This is a genomic window from Natrinema marinum, from assembly GCF_024296685.1.
Classification (GTDB): Archaea; Halobacteriota; Halobacteria; order Halobacteriales; family Natrialbaceae; genus Natrinema; species Natrinema marinum.
In genome coordinates this window covers 61541-81422 of the sequence record NZ_CP100763.1, presented here as the reverse complement: position 1 = coordinate 81422, position 19882 = coordinate 61541, and the positions used below count along the sequence as shown (strand labels likewise).

22 protein-coding genes and 1 pseudogene are annotated in these 19882 nt (G+C 66.6%); 8 read left to right on the top strand and 15 right to left on the bottom strand.

Annotation, left to right across the window (positions count from 1 at the left end; genetic code table 11):
- Positions 1-5: 5 nt before the first annotated feature.
- Entirely contained in the window at positions 6-581 is a 576-nt protein-coding gene (locus NKH51_RS00415; protein WP_254763270.1) for a hypothetical protein, read from the bottom strand.
- A 251-nt stretch (positions 582-832) separates the two neighbouring features.
- Between NKH51_RS00415 and ppsA the strand changes: the two genes are divergently transcribed.
- Positions 833-3163 (top strand): phosphoenolpyruvate synthase, encoded by a 2331-nt coding sequence (gene ppsA, locus NKH51_RS00410; protein ID WP_254763269.1) that lies wholly within the window; start codon positions 833-835, stop codon positions 3161-3163.
- A 36-nt stretch (positions 3164-3199) separates the two neighbouring features.
- Here ppsA and NKH51_RS00405 read toward each other — a convergent pair whose 3' ends face one another.
- Entirely contained in the window at positions 3200-3409 is a 210-nt protein-coding gene (locus NKH51_RS00405; RefSeq protein ID WP_254763268.1) for a hypothetical protein, read from the bottom strand.
- A 78-nt stretch (positions 3410-3487) separates the two neighbouring features.
- On the opposite strand from NKH51_RS00405, the gene NKH51_RS00400 reads away from it, so the two are divergent.
- Entirely contained in the window at positions 3488-4117 is a 630-nt protein-coding gene (locus tag NKH51_RS00400) for a DUF456 domain-containing protein (RefSeq protein ID WP_254763267.1), read from the top strand.
- A 1-nt stretch (position 4118) separates the two neighbouring features.
- Here NKH51_RS00400 and NKH51_RS00395 read toward each other — a convergent pair whose 3' ends face one another.
- Entirely contained in the window at positions 4119-4778 is a 660-nt protein-coding gene (locus NKH51_RS00395; RefSeq protein ID WP_254763266.1) for an ArsR/SmtB family transcription factor, read from the bottom strand.
- A gap of 89 nt (positions 4779-4867) precedes the next feature.
- Positions 4868-5683: a hypothetical protein gene (locus tag NKH51_RS00390; RefSeq protein ID WP_254763265.1), complete on the bottom strand. Its 816-nt coding sequence runs from the start codon at positions 5681-5683 to the stop codon at positions 4868-4870.
- Positions 5684-6043: 360 nt separating this feature from the next.
- Between NKH51_RS00390 and NKH51_RS00385 the strand changes: the two genes are divergently transcribed.
- Complete coding sequence (locus NKH51_RS00385; protein WP_254763264.1) at positions 6044-6436, top strand: DUF5802 family protein; 393 nt, start codon at positions 6044-6046, stop codon at positions 6434-6436.
- 29 nt (positions 6437-6465) lie between these two features.
- Positions 6466-7398 carry a Vms1/Ankzf1 family peptidyl-tRNA hydrolase gene (locus tag NKH51_RS00380; protein ID WP_254763263.1) on the top strand — a complete coding sequence of 311 codons (933 nt, stop codon included), beginning with the start codon at positions 6466-6468 and terminating at the stop codon, positions 7396-7398.
- A gap of 13 nt (positions 7399-7411) precedes the next feature.
- Here NKH51_RS00380 and NKH51_RS00375 read toward each other — a convergent pair whose 3' ends face one another.
- Together NKH51_RS00375 and NKH51_RS00370 are read right to left on the bottom strand one after the other, a co-directional pair.
- Positions 7412-7606: a hypothetical protein gene (locus NKH51_RS00375; protein ID WP_254763262.1), complete on the bottom strand. Its 195-nt coding sequence runs from the start codon at positions 7604-7606 to the stop codon at positions 7412-7414.
- Positions 7607-7981: 375 nt separating this feature from the next.
- A complete protein-coding gene (locus NKH51_RS00370; RefSeq protein WP_254763261.1) occupies positions 7982-9352 on the bottom strand; it encodes an MFS transporter in 1371 nt (456 codons plus the stop codon).
- A gap of 121 nt (positions 9353-9473) precedes the next feature.
- Between NKH51_RS00370 and NKH51_RS00365 the strand changes: the two genes are divergently transcribed.
- From NKH51_RS00365 to NKH51_RS00355, 3 genes are all read left to right on the top strand, one after another.
- Complete coding sequence (locus NKH51_RS00365) at positions 9474-10499, top strand: N-acetyltransferase DgcN family protein (RefSeq protein ID WP_254763260.1); 1026 nt, start codon at positions 9474-9476, stop codon at positions 10497-10499.
- A complete protein-coding gene (locus tag NKH51_RS00360) occupies positions 10496-11542 on the top strand; it encodes a dipeptide epimerase (RefSeq protein ID WP_254763259.1) in 1047 nt (348 codons plus the stop codon). Before NKH51_RS00365 ends, NKH51_RS00360 begins: the two co-directional genes overlap by 4 nt.
- Before the next feature lie 128 nt (positions 11543-11670).
- Entirely contained in the window at positions 11671-12591 is a 921-nt protein-coding gene (locus NKH51_RS00355; RefSeq protein WP_254763258.1) for a response regulator, read from the top strand.
- A gap of 409 nt (positions 12592-13000) precedes the next feature.
- Here NKH51_RS00355 and NKH51_RS00350 read toward each other — a convergent pair whose 3' ends face one another.
- The 6 genes and pseudogenes from NKH51_RS00350 to NKH51_RS00330 form a co-directional block, all read right to left on the bottom strand.
- Positions 13001-13816: a TrmB family transcriptional regulator gene (locus tag NKH51_RS00350; RefSeq protein ID WP_254763257.1), complete on the bottom strand. Its 816-nt coding sequence runs from the start codon at positions 13814-13816 to the stop codon at positions 13001-13003.
- Between the two features lie 340 nt (positions 13817-14156).
- The gene (locus NKH51_RS00345) at positions 14157-14357 is read right to left on the bottom strand and encodes a hypothetical protein (protein ID WP_254763256.1); all 201 of its coding nucleotides are present in this window, start codon (positions 14355-14357) and stop codon (positions 14157-14159) included.
- A gap of 117 nt (positions 14358-14474) precedes the next feature.
- Positions 14475-14921, bottom strand: coding sequence for an AAA family ATPase (locus NKH51_RS00340; protein ID WP_254765181.1), 447 nt, complete (start codon positions 14919-14921; stop codon positions 14475-14477).
- Positions 14922-14983: 62 nt separating this feature from the next.
- Positions 14984-15118, bottom strand: a complete 135-nt coding sequence (locus NKH51_RS18775) for a hypothetical protein (RefSeq protein ID WP_256527487.1) — start codon at positions 15116-15118, stop codon at positions 14984-14986.
- 80 nt (positions 15119-15198) lie between these two features.
- Positions 15199-16236 carry a DUF7972 family membrane protein gene (locus tag NKH51_RS00335; protein ID WP_254763255.1) on the bottom strand — a complete coding sequence of 346 codons (1038 nt, stop codon included), beginning with the start codon at positions 16234-16236 and terminating at the stop codon, positions 15199-15201.
- Between the two features lie 122 nt (positions 16237-16358).
- Positions 16359-16565 (bottom strand): annotated as a pseudogene (locus NKH51_RS00330) (DUF7972 family membrane protein); the annotation flags it as partial.
- A 321-nt stretch (positions 16566-16886) separates the two neighbouring features.
- Between NKH51_RS00330 and NKH51_RS00325 the strand changes: the two are divergent.
- On the top strand, positions 16887-17393 hold the full coding sequence (locus tag NKH51_RS00325; RefSeq protein WP_254763254.1) for an FxLYD domain-containing protein: 507 nt from the start codon (positions 16887-16889) through the stop codon (positions 17391-17393).
- 33 nt (positions 17394-17426) lie between these two features.
- On the opposite strand, the gene NKH51_RS00320 is transcribed toward NKH51_RS00325, so the two are convergent.
- From NKH51_RS00320 to NKH51_RS00310, 3 genes are all read right to left on the bottom strand, one after another.
- Complete coding sequence (locus NKH51_RS00320) at positions 17427-17771, bottom strand: helix-turn-helix domain-containing protein (protein WP_254763253.1); 345 nt, start codon at positions 17769-17771, stop codon at positions 17427-17429.
- A gap of 176 nt (positions 17772-17947) precedes the next feature.
- Complete coding sequence (locus NKH51_RS00315; protein WP_254763252.1) at positions 17948-18796, bottom strand: PspA/IM30 family protein; 849 nt, start codon at positions 18794-18796, stop codon at positions 17948-17950.
- A gap of 142 nt (positions 18797-18938) precedes the next feature.
- Positions 18939-19802 carry a winged helix-turn-helix domain-containing protein gene (locus NKH51_RS00310; RefSeq protein WP_254763251.1) on the bottom strand — a complete coding sequence of 288 codons (864 nt, stop codon included), beginning with the start codon at positions 19800-19802 and terminating at the stop codon, positions 18939-18941.
- Positions 19803-19882: the final 80 nt, after the last annotated feature.

Below are 19882 nucleotides of genomic sequence, written 5' to 3'. Positions count from 1 at the left end.
GCGGCTCAGGCGAGCGGGTCGCCGCTGCTATCGGCGTGATCGGATCCGATATCGCCGTCGCTCCCGGTCTGTTTCGGGCTCGAGGGTGGTGACGGTCCCCGATCCGACGACGGATTCGGTTCCGATTCCGACGACGCTTCCTCGCGGTGCTCGCGCTCGTCGTAGGTCAGTCGTCGATCGCCGTCGTCGAGGGCCTCGACGGCCCGGCGCGTCGCTTCGATTTCGGACTCCAGATCGGTGAGTCGCTCCTCGAGGCTGTCACGCACTTCGCTCGCGACACGGTTGGCGTCGACCTGACGGCCGGCGGCCCGACCCGCCGCGCGGGGAAGAGTGGCGAACAGCGCGTATGTCTTGCCGAGTTGCCAGACGACGACGCCGAGGACGGCGAAGACCACGGTGATCACGGGATTCGCCTGCTCGATCGCCGGACCGGGATCGAGCGGAGCAGTGAACAGCACCGTGACCGCACCGCCGAACCCGATGACGAGACCGAGCGCGACCAGCGCCAGACCGAGCACCAGCGACCCGACCGCGACCAGCCGATAGACGATCGCCCATCTGAACGGATTTCGAAGGTCCATACCCACGACAGTCACCGAGGTTGTTTAATCGCTATGGACGAACAATCCGCGAATCGTCACGTCGGCGAAGGGCGTTCGAGCGCCGACGATATCCCGTTTGCAACGCCCTAACGCGTTCGATTTACCGACGATTTCTGGCCGCCCGGCTCTCCGAGCGCTTCGCCTGATAGAAACTCATTCAGTCTCGAGTTGCGACTGTGCGCGACCGTTCGCAACCTTCTTTATTCGTTCCAGTGATCACACAACTAGAGATGGCTGTACTCTGGCTGGACGAGATCAGTGCCGGCGACCTCGAGAAGGTCGGCGGTAAAGGTGCCTCCCTGGGCGAACTCACGGGTGCTGGGCTACCCGTTCCCCCGGGATTCGTCGTAACCGCCGGGACCTATCGATCGTTTATCGAAGAAGCCGAAATCGACGAGGAGCTGTTCGCGGCCGTCGACGTCGACGTCGACGACTCGGCCGCGCTGGCCGACGCGGCCGACCGCGCACAGGAACTTATCCTCGAGACGCCGTTCCCCGACGACCTCCGCGAAGAGATTCTCGAGAGCTACCGCGAGGTCGGCGACGGCGAGGCGTTCGTCGCGGTGCGCTCGTCGGCGACCGCCGAGGACCTGCCCGACGCCTCCTTCGCCGGGCAACAGGAGACCTTCCTCAACGTCACCGAGGAGGACCTGCTCGATCGCGTCCGCGAGTGCTGGGCCTCGCTGTTTACCCAGCGGGCGATCTACTACCGCCAAGAGCAGGGCTTCGACCACTCTGCGGTCAACATCGCGGTCGTCGTCCAGCAGATGGTTGACGCCGAGAAGTCGGGCGTGATGTTTACGAGTCACCCCTCGACGGGCGATCCGACGATGATCATCGAAGCCGCCTGGGGACTCGGCGAGGCCGTCGTCTCCGGCGCCGTCTCGCCGGACAACTACGTCATCGATCGGGAGGACCGGTCGATGGACGTTACCATCGCCGAGAAGAAGGTGATGCACGAGAAAGACGAGGAAACCGGCCAGACCGTCGAGCGCGACGTGCCGGAGGACAAGCGGACCCAGCGGGTCGTCTCCGACGACGAGATCGACGATCTCATGGACCTCGGCGAGCGCGTCGAGGACCACTACGACGAGCCCCAAGACGTCGAGTGGGCGATCGTCGACGAGGACGTGTACATGCTCCAGTCCCGCCCGATCACGACGATCGACGAGAGCGGCGACGCCGCCGAGGCAGCCAGCGGCGGAGACGCTTCGAAGGGGCTGACCGACGGCAGCGGCGTCCAGGCGGCCGAAAGCGGGGGCGGCGCGGCCGACGCGAGTTCCTCCGGCGACGTGCTCGTCGACGGGCTGGGCTCGAGTCCGGGGACCGTCAGCGGCCCCGCACGGATCGTCACCAAACTCGACGACCTGGCGAAGGTCGGCGAGGGCGACATCATCGTCACCGAGATGACCATGCCCGACATGGTGCCCGCGATGAAGCGCGCCTCGGGGATCATCACCGACGAGGGCGGCATGACCAGCCACGCCGCCATCGTCTCACGCGAACTCGGTGTCCCCGCCATCGTCGGCACGACCAACGCGACGACCGTCCTAGAGGACGGGCAAGTCGTCACTCTCGACGGCGAGAAGGGATCGGTACTCGAGGGGACGACGGTCGAGCCCGACGAGGAGACCGAACCTGTCGAGGAGGTCCGCCCGCAGTCGCCGGTCAAGCCGATGACCGCGACCGAGGTCAAGGTCAACGTCTCCATCCCGGAGGCCGCCGAGCGCGCGGCCGCGACGGGTGCAGACGGCGTCGGCCTCCTGCGAACCGAGCACATGATTCTCTCGCTGAACCAGACGCCCGCCAACTACATCGAGGAGAACGGCGAGGACGCCTACATCAAAGAACTCGTCGAGGGCATCCGCGGCGTCGCCGACGAGTTCTACCCGCGTCCCGTCCGCGTTCGCACCCTCGACGCGCCGACCGACGAGTTCCGCCAGCTCGAGGGCGGCGACGACGAGCCCAACGAGCACAACCCGATGCTGGGCTACCGGGGCATCCGGCGCTCGCTCGACCGGCCGGACGTCTTCGCCCACGAACTCGAGGCGTTCCGCCGACTCTACGAGATGGGCTACGACAACGTCGAGATCATGTTCCCGCTGGTCAACGACGCCGAAGACGTGCTGCAGGCGAAGGAACTCATGAAGGAGGCGGGGATCGACCCCGAGAAGCGCCGCTGGGGTGCGATGATCGAGACGCCGGCCTCGGCGCTGTCGGTCGAGGGAATGGCCGAAGCGGGCATCGACTTCGCCTCGTTCGGCACCAACGACCTGACCCAGTACACGCTCGCCGTAGACCGGAACAACGAGAACGTCGCCGACCGGTTCGACGAGCTCCACCCCGCCGTCCTCCGGCTGATCGGCAACGTGATCGAGACCTGCCGCGAGCACGACGTGGATACGAGCATCTGCGGGCAGGCGGGCTCGAAACCCGAGATGGCCCGATTCCTCGTCAACGAGGGAATTAGTTCGATCTCGGCGAACATCGACGCCGTCCGCGACGTGCAACACGAGGTCAAACGGGTCGAACAGAAGCTGCTACTCGACTCGGTTCGCTGACGACACGGTTCCCGGATCGCCCCTGTTTCGCGTTCGTCACCACGTATAGGCCCGGCCGGCAGAAAGGAGAAAGACGATTCCGATGCCGACTGCAGCGGTCGCGACCGCGAGTCCGACGAGCCGTAGCGCGTCGGTCATCAGTTCCGGATACTCCGGCTGGGGCTCGAGGTTCGACACGAGCACGTAGACGAACGCGCCGATTCCGACCGAGAACAGCCCGAGGGCAGCCGTCACAGCCCAGGTCATGGTTCCGGTGGGGCGGCCGTCCACGTATACGCTGCGGCCGGGGAAAGGTCCATGACGACGGGCTGCCATTGATGACACATGAGCGACCGTTCGGACGAGGTGACCGAAAGCCGGAGCCGAGACGGCTCCAGCACCGACGACCTCCTCGAGGAGACCGATCGATTGCTCTCGGAGGTGGGGACCGGGGCCGGCGACGCCGAACCGCGGGCCGACGCTGCGGCTGCCACCTCGGAGTCGGGAGCCGACGCGGAAGCGTTCGGATCGGCCACCGAGCGTGACGCCGGCGCCGAGGCCGATAGTGGTTCGTCGCGATTCTCGCCGTCGTCGTTGCTCTCCCCGCTGACATCGCGGCTCTCGCTCGGGCGGTACTTCTCGCCGAAGGCGTTCCTCGCGCTCGTGCTCGTCGTCGGCGCAGGCCTGTTGGCCGGCGCGACCGTGCTCCCGATCGCCGGCCGCATGGTCGGCATGTTCGCGGTCACCTTCCTCGTCGGCCTGCTCGCGTCGAAGCGCCGGTACCTCGAGGTGAGCGCCGCCGGCGTCTCGGTCGGTGCCGTCTCGGCGCTGCTCACCCACGCCGTGCTCATCGCGGCTGCCGACTCGGCCGGGACGCTGGTCGCGGTCGGCGGAGCCGTCGGACTGCTCGCGTCGCTCGTGGGCTACTACTTCGGTCGCGACCTCCGCGATGGACTCACGACGGACATCGACTGAGTTAGCCGTTCGTCGTCAGCTCCCAGCCGCGCTCGGTCCGGCGCACGACGCCGTTGTCGGCCATCACCTCGAGCAGGTCGGCGACGACCTCCCGCGGGGCCTCGACATCGTCACTGAGTTCGCCGACCGATTTCGGCTCCGACCGGACGCTCGCGAGGAGATCGGCGTAGATCCGGCTCTCGGGGTCGGCACCGACGCTTTCGGAGATCTGGTCGAGCACGTCACAGAGCCGCCCCTGAACCCACCGCTGGGCCAAGGAGAGTTCGTTCTCGAGCTGTTCTAAGTCCTCCAGAGCGGCGAGTAATTCGTCTAAATCGTCAGTATCGTCCCAGGAGATGTCGAGCGTCAGGTGGCGACAGGTCGTGATATCGAAACTGCTGTTGGCCGGATACGCGCTCTTGCTCGCGAAGCCATAGGGCGAGACGTTGACCTCGAGGCGAACGTTCCGGGCGATATGAAAGTACTTCCGGCGCTGATCGTCGACTCGGCTCTCGATCAGGCCCGCCTCCTCGAGTTTCCGCAGGTGTTCGATGACCGCCTTGGGACTCACGCCGAGGTATTCGGAAATTTCGGTGACATAACAGGGTTTGCGAGCGAGCAGCCGAAGGATTCGCCTCCTGTTTTCGTTGCCAAGTAGATCCAACAACGCGGCGGAGTCCATCGACGTGGAGTTAGAGACCGTCGCTGAAAAGCGTGTCTGCTTGCCGGACTCGAGGTGAGAAGGTCGACGTGACGGAGTCCGCGAGCGAGCTAGTTACCGTTTTGCCCGTTACCAGGGGTGCCGGTCCCCGAGTTACCGTTTCCCGAGTTACCGTTTCCCGGGTTACCGCTTCCCGAGTTACCGTTTCCCGGGTTGCCGCTTCCCGAGTTACCGTTTCCCGGGTTACCGCTTCCCGAGTTACCGTTTCCCGAGCCACCGTTCTGTCCGTTTTTCGGCGCCTCACCGGGGGAGCCGCCGTTGTCCGGCGGACCCGCACCGTCCGGTGGCCCCGCACCGTCCGGCGGACCGCCGCCGGTAGAGAGGCCGCGAGCGAGCGCTGCGACGCCTGGACCGGCTTTCGAAGCGGCGTTTTCTCGCATCGACGCCGCGGTTCCGCGGAGTTCTGCCAGACGGTCCTCCCCGACGCCGACCTCGGCGGCGCGGCGCTCGGTTCGCTCGATCGACCGCTCGAGGCTGGCGATTTCGACCGTCAGTTTCGCCATCCGAGAGCGGTAGGCGCCCTGTGAAAGTTTTTCGCGCTGGTTGCGGAGTTCGGCACGCTCGGCTTCCAGTGCGTCTAATCGGTCCTCGAGCGCTGCGGTTCGGTCGGTGACGACCGTCGCTTTGCTCTCGTTGTCCGCCGTTTCGTACGCGGCTTCGAACATGCCGGTTTCGACTCCGTTCTTCGTATCGGCTGCGCTCGCTTGCATCAGCGTCCCGACGGACGCGTTCGTCGTTGCCGTCTCGGACTGGCCGGTTTCGGCGGCTGCGAACGGGCTCACGACCGCGCCGCTCGCGAGCGGTGCGACCGTGAGACCGACGACCGCGAGGGCCACGAAGACCGCAACGGACCGAGTGGTGGTCATTACGTTAGTTGTGACACCGAATATACTAAAAAGACAGACCTTCGTTCGTACCGTTTAATCGCTCCAGGCAGCCCCTGAAATTCGTTCTGAGCGTTCAAGCCGGGCGCAGTCTTCGTCACGATGGGCCGGCGACCACCGAAACCGCCCCGTTTCCGGCACGATCGTTCGAACCGTTTCATCTGGTTTCTGGCTCGTCAATCGCGACCTACATCTGCGGGAAGTCCGCTATCTCCGTGGCCGAGCGGCCGGATCGTCGTCGTCGCTTGCGGTCCGCCGATGCCGGGCGACCGATCTGATAGCGCGCCGATTTAAACGTATCTGCAAACAGTTATGTCCGTCCGGACCATGGTACTAGTTAGCATGTTCGAGGTCTTCTCGCAAAGCTACTATCTCGGACGTCTCTACGTGACCCCGACCGACGGGGACCACGCACTCATGCACGACGAGCAACACGAGCGCATCAACGAGGAAGTGTACGCGACCGGCGACGGTCTCGAGCGCCTCGATACGCCGCTGGTCATGAAACTCGAGTCTCAGCACTTCCCCGTCCACGGCGCGGCGGACGTGCCGACGAACACGCTCGCACTGCCCGAATCGATGCTCGACGGCACAGAGATCAGAAATCCACCGTCGCTCCAGGAGGTGTTCCTCGCCCGGCGCGAGCGGGCGCGACAGTTGCTCGCGTTCGCCGGCGGCTGGCGCGACGACACTGGCGGATCGCCCGACGACGGCTTCCCCAACGCCGGAACCTAGAAGTAGGCTCGCTTCCCGTGTTCGGCCGGATGCTCGACGAGTTGCTCGGCCGCGCATCGCTCAAGGAGCGAATCGACGACCTCGAGGAGGAAAACGACCGGCTGCGCGAGCGCTACGAGGCCGAATCCGAGCGCCGGGCCGAAGCCGCGACCGCGCGACAGGACGCCGAAGAACGGGTCAACCGGCTCGAGGACCGCATCGCCCAGCTCGAGGGCGAACTCGAGCGGGCGGACGAGGACGAGTCCGGGCTCGCCGTTCGCCGTCGCGACGACCTGCGCGGCGCTCGTCTCGAGGCGGTCCTCGACCGCCTCAACTCGTTTCGGACCGGCCCCGAAGGCGCGCTGACGGTCGGCGTCGACGATGACGGGCTGACCGAATCGACTCGCGGGGACCTGACAGACGTGCTCGGCGATCGGACCGCGCTCGTCGACGACGCCGCGCCGTGTCTCTGTTGTGTCGACGACGCCGGGTTGATCGCGCTGACCCTCGAGCCGCCCGTCACCCCCGAGCGCCCGGCGACGTGGGACGACCGCTTCGCCCTCGAGCGCGAGTGGTTCCTGCCGACCGGCGACCACGCCGTCGCGCTGGTCCGAACCGACCTCTTCGCGGTCGGCGTCTACGAAGGCGACGAGCGCGTCGACTACCGCGGCTTCGAGAGCGACGTCAAGGGAAGCCACTCGAAGGGCGGCTTCTCGCAGGCTCGGTTCGAACGGATCCGCGACGGCCAGATCGACGACCACCTCGAGCGCTGCCGGGAGGTCCTCGCCGCGTACGAACCCGGCGGCGAGCGCGCGGAAACCCCACTCTATCTCGTCGGACAGCGCGGCGTCGTCGAGACGCTGGTCGAGGAATCGGAACTCGAGCCGGCCGCGACGGCCGCCGTCGACGCGACGGGCGACCCGAAGCCGGCGCTCGAGGACGCCGTTCGCTCCTTCTGGACGACGGAACTGCGGGTGCTTTGACGCGGTCCGCGGCTCAGTGACCGTCCCCGTCGGCGAAACAGCGCCCGCAACGGTTCGCGTCGGTGTCGCTGACCGCCCGCTCGACGGGCATCAGTCGGAGGTACTCGTGTGCGACGTGGGAGGTCGCCCCGCAACTCGTCTGAAAGTCCGACCGACCGGCTTCGTACTTGTGGATCTTGTTGGTCGTCTCGTTCAGAACACCATTCATGCTACTGGTTGTCACTGCCAACGCACATAAGTGCACTGTCCGTTGATCGGCGGCGGTCGGACGGCCCGGACCGTGCGAGCGTTCGGCGGCGTGAATCCGAGTACGGCGGCGAGAAGCGTGTCGAAAAACGCTGTTACTACCGTCGAAGCAGTGATTTCGGATGGCGGGACGACCGCAGCCGAGGCAGCCTGAAACGATACCGTACTCGAAGACGACCGTTTGACCGAATCCAACCGAGTTCGAACCCGTCTCGGACGTGTGCGTGGCGGCGATTTTGAAGCGGGTCCGACTCCACCGCGGCTCGCTCGGGTTCCGCATTCCCGTGTATCCCCCAGGCGAACCGACCGGCGGCCGTTCGGCGATCGCGTTGGTACGTCACTCGCGGCGGGTCGAGGAGGCCATCGCGGTGTCGTCGTCCGCGCGCTCGGCGACCGTCTCGGGGTGGGTCGTCACGGTGCGGTCGCCGCTCGAAATCGACTCGAGCGAGGCCACGAGAACCGCGCCGGCGAGAACGAGCCCTCCAGCGACGGCGAAGGCGGCGGCGTAGCCGAAGGTCGCCACCCAGCCGCCGAGGACGCCACCGAGCCCGCCGCCGACCGCGCCCAGTGCGACGTAGGCTCCGAGTACCTCGCCGCGGGCGTCCGGCGGCGCGAGCCGGGTGACGATCGCCGTTCCGACGACGGCGATGCCGGCCCACGTGACCCCGAGGAGCGCCAGGAGGAGGCCGACCGTACCGAACGCGACGGCGAGTCCCGCTCCCGCGACGGCGACGATCGAGGGAAACAAGGCCCCGCGAACGGCCAGCACGCCGGATTGCAGATGCCGAACGTCGTACCGCGACGACAGCCGACCGGCGAGGCCGTAGCAGGCCGCGGAGCCGAGACTCGAGGCCAGATAGCACGCGAACACTCGACCCGAGTCGAAACCGAGGTCGGTGAGGTACAGCGGCAGCGGCGCCCAGAACGCCGCCGAACCGGTGAAAAAGAAGGCCCCTGCGACGAAGTACGTCGCCAGTGTGCGGTCGGTTCGGGCTGCGAGCCGTCGCGGATCGATTCCCCGCGTCGTCCAGTAGAGGCGGGTCGGCGAGAAGGCGAACGTCGCCCCCTTGACGCCGCGGCTCGAGGTCGCGAGGAGCCGGCCGACTCGCCTGACGGCGCGCCCGTCGGTGACGTGGGCCGACGACACGGGCCGGGGCAGTGTTCGCGCGGCGAGGACAGCGCTCGCGCCGGCACACGCCGCGAGCAGCCAGAACAGCGACCGCGTTACCGTCCCGGCAGCGAGCAGTCGCCCGCCGAGAAGCGGCCAGACGGTTCCGAGAACGAGCCCGCCGGCCCAGCCGTAGCCCTGGTACGCGTTCACGAGTCCGATCCGTTCGCTCCACTGCGATTCCGGCGTGTCGTCGACGACGAGCATCGTCAGGACCGGCCCGATCGAGGAGACGAACAACCACAGCGCCGCGTTGGCGACGATAACGGCCGCGATCGAGGTCAGGAACGGAATCGCAGCCATCGAGATCGCAACGCCGATCAGCGTCGCGAGCACGAGCAGCCGTCGACGGTCGACCCGGTTCGCCAGCCGGCCGAACGCGATCGCACCGGGCGCACCGACGCCGGCGGCCGTCGCGGCCAACAGGCCGAGTTGAACCGGCGACGCGCCGAGTTCGACGAGATAGAGCGGGACCAAAAGCGAGGCGCCGCCGAAGGCGATCGAGCCGAGCCCCCAGGCGGCGAGCCACCGATCACTCATTGCGTCACCCTGCGTCGCGAACGAGTAAGGTGTGACGATCGTTCGGCTCGAGCACCGGTCGCTCGCGGCGTCAGTCGTCGCCCGAACGACTGCTTAAGTGACCCCTCGTCTATGTCCCCGTATGCGCGTTGCGATCCTCGCCCACGAGAAGTTTCCCGACCGGGCCAAGACCGCCCTGGGGGTCCTCCGGTACGCCGACCACGACGTGGTCGCCGTCCTCGACAGGGACACCGCCGGCCGCCGGGTCTCCGCGTTCGTCTCCGACGTTCAGGACGCACCGATCGTCGCCGAAACGAGCGATCTCGAGGCCGAGGCCGACGAGATCGACGCTCTGCTGATCGGCATCGCCCCGATCGGCGGCGGTTTCGACGAGAGCTGGCGCGACGACGTGCGAACGGCCCTCGAGTACGGCTGGGACGTGATCTCTGGGCTCCACTACTTCCTGGCGGACGACGAGGAGTTCGCCCGGCTGGCGGCCGAACGCGGCTGCGAGCTGCGGGACGTACGGAACCCGCCGGACGATCTCACCGTCGCCGACGGCGTCGCCGACGCGGTCGACGCGGAGGTCATCCTCACCGTCGGCACCGACTGCTCGGTCGGCAAGATGACGACGACGATGGAACTGGCGCGGGCGGCTCGTGCGGCCGGTCACGACGCCGCGGTGATCCCGACCGGCCAGACCGGCATCCTCATCGAGGGCTGGGGGACGCCGATCGATCGCGTGGTCAGCGACTTCGCGGCAGGAGCCGTCGAGGAGATGATCCTCGAGAAAGGCGACGACCACGACTACCTGTTCGTCGAGGGGCAGGGCAGCATCGTTCATCCGGCGTACTCGCCGGTCACGTTGGGGATCCTCCACGGCTCGATGGCCGACGAACTCGTCCTCTGTCACGAGGCCGGTCGCGATCTGCTCCACGGCTACGAGTCGTTCGCGCTGCCGTCGATCCCGACCTACGTCGACCTCTACGAGTCCGTCGCCGCGCCGGTCGCGGAGGCCGAAGTCGTCGCCGGCGCGCTCAACACGGCCGGCCTCGAGCGCGACGCGGCCGCCCGCGACGCCGTCGACGACTACGCCGATGCCCTCGGCGCGCCCGCGACCGACGTGCTCCGCTTTGGCACCGACGACCTGCTCGCGGCCCTGCTATGAGTCTCGAGACCTCGTTCGAACGGCGCTCGCTCCCGCTCGAGTACCCCTTCGGGATCGCTCGCGGGACGACGACGGAGACCGACGCGGTGTTCGTCCGGATCGAAGACGACGACGGCGCGACGGGAGTCGGTGCCGCCGCGCCGTCGGCGCGCTACGGCGAGACCGCCGCCACGGCCGAGGCCGTTCTGCCCGACCTGCTGTCGGTCGTCGAAGGAGTCGGCGATCCCCACCAACTGGAGCGGATCGAACGCCGCATGCGTGAGACGGTTCGGCAAAATCCGAGCGCCCGCGCTGCGGTGAGCGTCGCCCTGCACGACCTCGTCGCAAAGCGGTTCGACGTGCCGCTCTATCGCTACTGGGGGCTCGATCCCGCGGACACGCTCGAGACCTCCTACACGATCGGTCTAGACGAGACGGAGACGATGCGCGCGAAGACGGAGACGGCCCTCGAGCGCGGCTTCGGGACGCTGAAAGTCAAACTCGGCACCGATCGGGACCTGGAGATCGTCCGGACGATCCGGTCGGTCGCGCCCGACGCGCGGCTGTTCGTCGACGCGAACGAGGCCTGGAGCCCTCGCGAGGCCGTCCGCAAGATCGAGCGACTCGTCGAGTTCGATCCGGCGTTCGTCGAGCAGCCGGTCTCCGCCGACGACCCGGAGGGCCTGCAATTCGTCTCCGAGCGCTCGGCGCTGCCGATCGCCGCCGACGAGTCCTGCCGAACGCTCGCGGACGTCCCGCGGGTCGCAGACCGCTGTGACATCGTGAACCTGAAGCTGATGAAATGCGGTGGGCTGCTCGAGGCCAGGCGGATCATCAGCGCCGCTCGTGCTCAGGGCCTCGAGGTACTGTGTGGCTGTATGACCGAATCGAACGCCTCGATCGCGGCGGCCTGTCACCTCGCGCCGCTGGTCGACTACGCCGACCTCGACGGCTCGCTCTTGCTGGCCGACGACCCCGCCGACGGCGTCCCGATGCCCGACGGTCGGATCAATCTCGCGGGACTCGAGCGGCCCGGGACCGGAGCCGTCCTCGACGCGGCGTGAGGGTGTCCCGAGTCGACGGGCCTCGAGACGCCGCTCGTGTCACCGACGTGAACAGCGACCTCTAGAGCTATTTACGGACCGAGCCGAAAGGGTCCCCAGCAACCGCTTCCAGCGAGTGACCGACAGATATGCCTGCAGACTCATCCGACGCCGTCGCCGATGCGGCCGCCGGGACAGACCCGCCCGAGACGACCCCTCGGCACGTACTGATCGTCGAGGACGACGAAGAACTCGCGGAGCTCCTTCGCGTCTGGGTAAACGACTGCTGCGGGGGCGAGACCACCGTCACCGTCGCGCACTCGGTCGCCGACGGCACGGCGGCGCTCGAGTCGTGCTCGACGCTCGATATCGCGCTGCTCGACCGGCGGCTGCCGGACGGACCGGGCCGCGAACTGCTCGACGCCGTGACCGCCCGGTTCGACGCGATCACCGTGATGATCACCGCCGTCGCCCCCGAACACGACATCATCACGCTCCCGCTCAACGACTATCTGGTCAAGCCGATCGACAAGGAGACGCTCGTCAAGCAACTCTCCCTGCTCGTTCGCCTCGATGCGGCCACCGCCTTGGAGCCCTACACCGACGCCCGCAAGGCCAGCCTGCTCGAGTACCACCTCGATCGGCCCGAGGAGAACCCGCTGTTTCGGCGCTTTGCGGCTCGCTGGTCCTACGACCGTCTCGAGGTCGCCGCGGTCGACGACCGGGCCGTCGTCTACGAACTGTACACCGGTGGCGCGGACACGGCCGCGGACGACCGCGAGGTACACGTCTCGGTCGCGGGCGCGCTGGCGTCGGAGATCGACGCGCTGCTCGAAGCAGGGAAGCTCGAGCCGGTCGGCGAATTGCTGCCGTCGGGCGACGACTACGCCTGGCTCGAAGCCGACGGCGACGGTCGCATCGACCTCGAGGACGGCGCGATCGGCATCTACGGCTTTACCTGTGAGACCCCCGAGCAGTACGTCGCCGACGGTGACGGGCGAGACGACGGCTTGGCGGTCGGGATGAGCGACCGCGAACTGGCGACCGTCCTCGAGTCCGAGTTTAACTGACCGGTCGACAGCGGCCGCTGGTCGGCACACCACTGGGCGGACTGTCCGGCTCATCGGCAACACGGTTTCGTGCCGGCGGTCGATGTCGATCAGTTGGTATGCGCGACGGTACCGACGATCCGAACGGTATCCGACAAGCGTTGCTCCGGGCATCGGCCGGGACGCGCTGCCGGACCACCTCGTCCCCGGTCGGACGCCCGACGAGGTCGGGCTCTCCGATCCGTTCGAGATCGACCTGATCTGGTACAACTCGCCTTGGTGGAACGTCGGCCTGCTGACCGTCGCGGTGGCGCTCCACCCCGCCCTCACCTACGCCAGCGACACGGCTGAGCATCCCTACCGGCTCAGCAGCTCCCAGTCGCAGTCGGTTGGGCCCGGCCTCTCGTCAGATCGCTCCTCGAGCTACCCGTCAGTCCGTCGGATCGCCGACGGTCGAGAGCCCCATCGTTATCAGGCGGCGAAGCAGGACGACGATCCCGTTCTCGAGGCCGCGCGCGAACACGGCCTGTTCTTTCGCTTTCGCCTCGTTGTCGTCCGGATAGTACGAGCCGATCAGGAGCACCTCACGGTCGACGAGCAGAATGCGGCTGACTGCGACTGCCTCCTCGCCCGGCATCCCGGTCAGCCAGTCGAGACTCGTTTCGAAAATCCGAACGGTCGGTAGTTCCGATCCGAACCGGTCCGTAATCGCGTCGGTCTTTCCGCCGAGCAGTATCGAGAGGTCGCTCTTCGCTGCCTCCGCCAGTTCGTCGAACAGCGTCTCGGATAGGATCGCTTCGTCGACGACGACGAGCGCGATCTCCGACTCCGCGCCGTCGATCAGCTCGAGCATCCGCGACTCGATCGCGTCGTTGCCGGACAACGACCAGACTTCCTGAACGTGATCTTTCTCCTCGGTCTTCCGAACGTCCGTGTTCTTGAGGTGGGTTTCGAGGGTTTCGATCCGATTCGTGTACTTCCTTCGGAGGGTCTGCGTGGCCTCATCGATATCGACGGCACGGTACACCTGCGGATTGGAGTGTTGAACTTCGACCAAGCCCTCCGTCTCCAAGACGCGAATCGCGTCGTATACCCTCGTCCGCGGCACCCCGGAGATCTCGTGGATCTCCTTGGCCGTTCCACTCGGGAGCTGGTTCAGCGCCACGAAACAGCGCGCTTCGTACTCCTGCAGCCCGAGATCCTGTAGCAACTCGGTCGCCTTTTGTATCGTTTCGTCTTGTGTCATGGCCCAACCACGAACATATCCGATCATGCAACGTAGGACGCGGAGATGCAAAAGGGTTCATCTCTCTGGTTTTCACCGGTAGAAGTAGCCGTTTCGCGAACCGGGGTACGGCCGATTTGTTACTCGAATAGTCACACAATCTATTTGGCGGTCCACCAATAAGGTGCGACTGGTGAGTCCCGCTATGGCCCAACCACACCGGGGCTCACCATTCTCACCAGAACGGACATCGGTCAGTCCACACGCAGTTGCGCATTCTCACTACCTCGAGTGACATTCCTACGACCGCTGAGAGGCTCGAGCAGCTGGCACTCACTGGAATCCCAACGAGGGGTACCGTTCACTCGGGACGGCCGTCGTCGAAGCCACCGTCGGCCACCCCGTCCGCCACATCTTGAAACGGGATGTCTCGGCCGAGAGTGAACTCGCCCGTGTGGCCACACTCGTAGCACTCGAGGACGACCTCCGTCCCGTAGGCGAGGACACTCACTGCCTCGGCCGTGGAACAGGCCGGGCAGCGGAGCCAGTTTCTGAATTCCATACTCGGAAGAACGAGGGATACTGTGTTGAACATTAGGGTGACAGTCGATCGGGTAGAAGCGAGACCGCGGAGCCGTGAACGGAGACACGACGGCGACCGCCGTCGTCGCTACAGCCGTCACTCCGGCCACGTCTCGAGCGCCACGGCGAGCCGGTCGACCGCCTCGTCGGGGTCACGGCGGTCGGTGTCGATCACCAGATCGGCGTCGGGGCTCTCGAACTCGCGGTAGACGACGTGAACGCCCTGTTCGTCGATCGAATCGGTGCGGCGGCGGTTGCGCTCGAGGCAAGTCTCGAGGCTCGCGGTCACGTGGACGAACCGAACGTCGCCGAGCGCCCGGAACCGGCGCTGCCACTCGCGGCGGTAGAACGTGCCGTCGACCAGCGTGACCGCCGCCGGCGGCGCGTCGCGGACCCGTTCGGACAACTGGTCGTAGGTGCGACTCGAGAAGTCGTCCGAGTGAAAGAGCCGAACGGGGACGGCTCGCGCCTCGAGGCGGTCCCGAACTCGGGTCGCGAGGGTGGTCTTCCCCGCACCCGGCGGCCCGCAGACGACGACGATCACGGCCGTCGGTAGCGGACGCCGCCATACCAATGAGTCGATTCGGGGACGGTGCGCCGTGAGGGTCACACGATCGACCGGGTCGACGATTTCGACGGTAACTCCGCGAGACACTGCCGACAGTAGGCGTAAAACGGATCGCTTTCGGTCTGGCAGGTCGGGCACTGCTGGGAGTCGGTAGTGTCGGAGGCCGTGGACATGGCCGCCGGTTCGGACTGCGGCCGAAAAGCCTCGTGACTGACGCCTGCAAGCGTCCCCGCCGGACGACCGCCCCGCAACGTCACTCCCAGTCGATCTCCTCTCCGCGACTCGAGTCCCGGAGGATGAAGGGCCCGATCGCAAGCGTCCGCTTTGCGACCGTCGCGATCCGCAGGATGAAAGCGATCAACAGGAGAAACGGCGTGACGGCGACGGTCACCGCCAGCGCGACGACCCACACCAGCGCGTCGGTCCCCAGCAGCGTCCCCGAGACGGCGCTCGCGTCGAAAAAGAACAGCATCGACAGCGTGACCACCAGCGCGGGCACGGCGACGTACATCATCGCCCGCGAGAGGTTGATCAGCTCCCACTGGAAGTACAGCGTCTTGAAATGTTCGCGCGCGAGGCCGAACAGCTCCAGCGTCTCGAGCAACTCGTCGTATCGGTCCCCGGTCTCGTCGTCGAACGCGTCCGCGTGGGCGTCCTCGATCCGGCGCAGCCGGAAGATCTTCCAGGAGTAGTTGTAGTCCAGCGCCGCCTTGAGCACGTCGTAGGTGCCGAACTGGGCGGCCTCGAGTTCGTCGCGGATCGAGTCCGCGTGGGAGGTGAGGTTGTCGACGAAGTCGTCGACCCGGTCGACGAACGTCTCGTCGTGACTCTCGGCGACGGCCGACCGGAACCCGTTCGCTCGCTCCTGCGAGGCGGCGACGATCGCCTGCAGGAACGAGGCCGGCTCCGGCGGGCTGATCGGCGCGTCGATCGACGACTCAACGTCCTCCCGGAAGTCCATCGCCCCCTCGAGTCGCTCGCGCTGGTCCTCGACGGCGCCCAGTTCCTGCGAGAGGACCAGCGAGTTGATCGTCACGACGAGCGTGACGCCGGTGATCAACGCGGTCACGAGCGCCTGAAACGCGGTCTCGATCGGGTCGCCGGTCTGCACGAGCAGACGAAGCGAGACGGGGCTGAACCGGGCGGCGACGAGTAGCCCGCCGAAGACGAACAGCATCAGCCCGGCAGCGATGAGCCAGCGGCTCGTATCCAGCAGCAGTCGCTGTTTCAGCGTCGGAGCGTCGCTGCGCTGGGCCATCGTATCGCTCGGCTGGGTGCCGTCGCCGCTCATCGTACGCGCTCGAGGTACCACGACCGCGCGGAAATACTTCTGGCACGTCTGCAGGCGACGATTCCGTGGCGACCGGCCGACGGCAGCCGTCGGCGACCGCGGGCTCCGGTGAACGCGAGCGACCGGTCGTCGCCATAGTGTCCGTCGAACGGCCCTTCCTCGGGGTCCTTCTGGGGAGCATCGGCCCGGTCGACGCGGTCCGGCAGGTGATCGTCGTCGTCCGGAGGATGAACGATGCGAGGAGACAGCGGCGAGAGGACGACGACGATCAGTCCGATGGCGACGTCGGGCAGCGCCACGATGTTGACGCTCGAGCCGGTGATATCGGCTCCGTCGGTCTCGAGCGGCTCGTCGCTCTCCGGGGAACCCATACCGAGACGTTCCATCGCCCCGACGATAGGGGTGCGTTGCACACGTCTATGGCCGAGTAACGACGGCCCGCGGGTCAACTCGTGGTACGGCCGGGCCGGCGCGGCTAGGCCGACGATCCCGGCGGTCGAACGATCGAACGTTCAGCCGCGACACGACCTCCCCGGATGGCAAGCGGCCCGATCGCTGCCTCTTCAAGGGCGGCACTGAAATGCGCCCGGATCGTTGATACGGGATATGCTCGGTAACGGTAACTGTTCGCGGACGCGGGTCCGACAGCGATGACCGGGTCGGGGCCCGCGAGCCGACGGCGCGTTCTCGCGTCGGTCGGTACGGGGATCGCGGCCGCGATCGCGGGCTGTAGCGGCGGCGGCCTCGGCGGCGAGCCGACCTACGAGGAGGGCACCGTCGACATCGGGAACGTCAGTGCTAACGCCAGCCGATCGACGAGCGAGATGGCGACGGCAGCGGCGCTGGCCACCCAGCAGTCGAGCACGTCGGTCACGCCGCTTGGCTCTCTCGCGTTGCTCGACCACGAGTTCGTCCTCGAGAGTGGCTATCTCGGCTCGACTATCCAGGGAACGGTCGAAAACGACGGCAGCAGTCGCATCCGGACCGCCGAAGTGCGGACGCGAGTCTACGACGACACGGGAACCCTCCTCGGCCGGTATCTCGCCACTACCGGCGACCTCAACGCCGGCTCGACGTGGGCGTTTCAGGTCATCGTCCTCGAGGCCCCCGCAGATGTCGCGAGCTACGATATCGCGGTTCTGGGAACGCCGACGTGATCGGCGGTCGACCACGTCACATCGCGTCGCGACTCAGTCTGTCCCCTGTAACAGCGCGTCGGCGACCCCGTCGTACACGGCATCGACGCTCACGGCCAGCGAGTACGCCGGCCGCCCCTTGCCGGTGGGGGTCGTCGACGACGGCTCGCGTTCCTCGACGAGCCCCGCGTCCTCGAGTCGGTACAGCGACCGGATGACGTCGACCTCGGTGATCGTCCCGACGACCTCCGTGTCTACGTCCTCGAGGTGTTGCTGGCAGTGCTGTCGAACGGTGTGGGTTTGGATCGGCGTTTCGCCGTCGGCGGCGAGGTCGGCGACACCCAGCAGCACCACCTGATTGGTCAGCGAGAGGGAATCAAACGTCGCTGTTTCGGTCATACGAAGGGGTTATTCACGGACGATGGTAACCGTTTCTCCCGGTCGCACGGAACGGGAGTGACGGACGGAGTGGAACGACCATGAGAAACTGGGCGACTGACTGGGCGACACCGGTGGCCCGTGACCGTCCGACGCGGCCCGCTATCCGGAACACGGCACCGCTGGCTGTCATCAGGTTAAGCGTTCTCCTCGTCCTGTAGCTCCGCGAGTTCGGCCTCGACGTCTTCCTGATCGTCTGCCTCGAGTTCCGTGAGTTCGTCCTCGCTGGCGTCCGCCGCCGGTTCGGTCTCCGTATCGGCCTCGGGCTCGGCGTCCGAGTCGGTCTCGCCCGCGCCGACCTCGGACTTGAGCGTCTCGAGTTCGGCCTCGACGCCGCTGTCGGTCTCGAGTTGCTCGAGTTCGCGGTCGATGTCATCTTTGTCGGACATGACGTCCTCGAACGCGCCGGATTCGTGGAGTTCGTCCATCGCGGCAGCGCGGGCCTCCATATCCTCGGTCTGTTCCTCGGCGCGTTCGATTGCGCGGCCGACGTCCTCGAACTCCTCGCCGGTTGCGGTCATCGCTTCCGAGACCGAGGAACTGGCCTTCGCGGCCTCGTGGCGCGCCTTCATCGTTTCCTTTTTCGTGCGGAACTCCTCGATGCGAGTCTGGAGTTCGTCTTTTTGCTTGATCAGCTTGTCCTGCTGGCTCTGGAGATCGGAGATCTGGCGCTCCAGATCCTCGATCTGGTTCATCTTCGTCTTCTTCTTCTCTAGGGCGCGTCGCGCCAGATCCTCTCGGCCCTGCTGGACGGCGGTGCGGGCCTGATCGTTGTGTTTGTCGACGTTCTCCTCGAGGCGGCGCTTTTGCATCTCGAGGCGCTTTTTCTGCGTGGTGAGATCGGCGATACCGCGTTTGACCTGCTGGAGCTGGTCTCGCATCTGCTCGTAGGAGTAGTCCAGCGTTTCGGTCGGATCCTCGGCCCGGTTGAGTATCGAGTTGAGCTTCGACCGGATGACGTAGGAGGTCCGAGAGAGGATGCCCATACTCGCAACGTATGGATCTCCGGCCTTAAAAACATCACTTCGGCAACAGTCCGAGAACGACGACACTCACGGTGTGGTGAACACGCGTCACGACCGACTCGATCGGCCGCTACCGAAGCCGGCCGGAGAACGCGCGGGTCGACTACCGATCGACATCGATCGATCGGACGGTGAGCGAGCCGTCGACGACGATCGTCACCGTTCCGGTATCGCCCTCGACCGCGAGCGCGATTCGGACCGGCTCTCGGGACTCGATCCGTACCGTCGGCTCGGGAAGTTCCCAGTCCGGGCGCTCGAGGTCGACGCCGATATCGGCAAGCACCGCGGCGACGCGGCCGTCCCGAACCAGCGGCGAGAGCGGATCGATGCCGACGAGGAACGTGCAGGTATCACAGGAGATCTCGACGGCGTCGGCCCCGTCCTCGAGGCAGGGATCGACGGTCGTCGTCCCCGCACAGAAGGGACACTGTCCGGTCCGAGCCAAGCCGACGTGGAACCGGGCGCGGCGCGCGGTTTCGCGCGCGACCGCGTCCGCGCTCCGTCCCGCGAACCCGTTTTTCGGGAACGGATACGTGAAGCCGGGCCACTCCTCGCAGGCCGAACACGCGACGGTGACGAATCCCCGTTCGTATCGCAGCACCGCCCCCGCGTCACAGCGGGGACACCGCGAGTCGATCGGCGTCGGGTCGGACGGCGTCTGGTCCGCCGGTCGTTCGGCCGGCCGATGAGCCAGCACGGCCCGGTACAGCGCCGTCACCGCCGCCGTCGGCACGTAGCCGCCCTCGACCTCCCGGACGTAGACCCCCCGAAGCTTGTCGAGGTGGTAGTTGAACTTCCCGCTGTCGCGCATGCCGATCGCATCCATCAACTCCGCGTACGATCGCGGCTCCGTGTAGACTGCGTGCCAGTCCTCGAGCAAGGCCAGCAGGATCTCGAGGCGGATCTCGTGACCGAGCAGGGAGAACGCGTCCCGAACCGCGGCCGCCGACTCGTCGTCCGGGCTCATATCTCACCGTTGTCTCGATACCGCATTGACCGTTCTGGACGCGACCGGCCAGCCACCGTATGCTAACATGGCACGTGAAA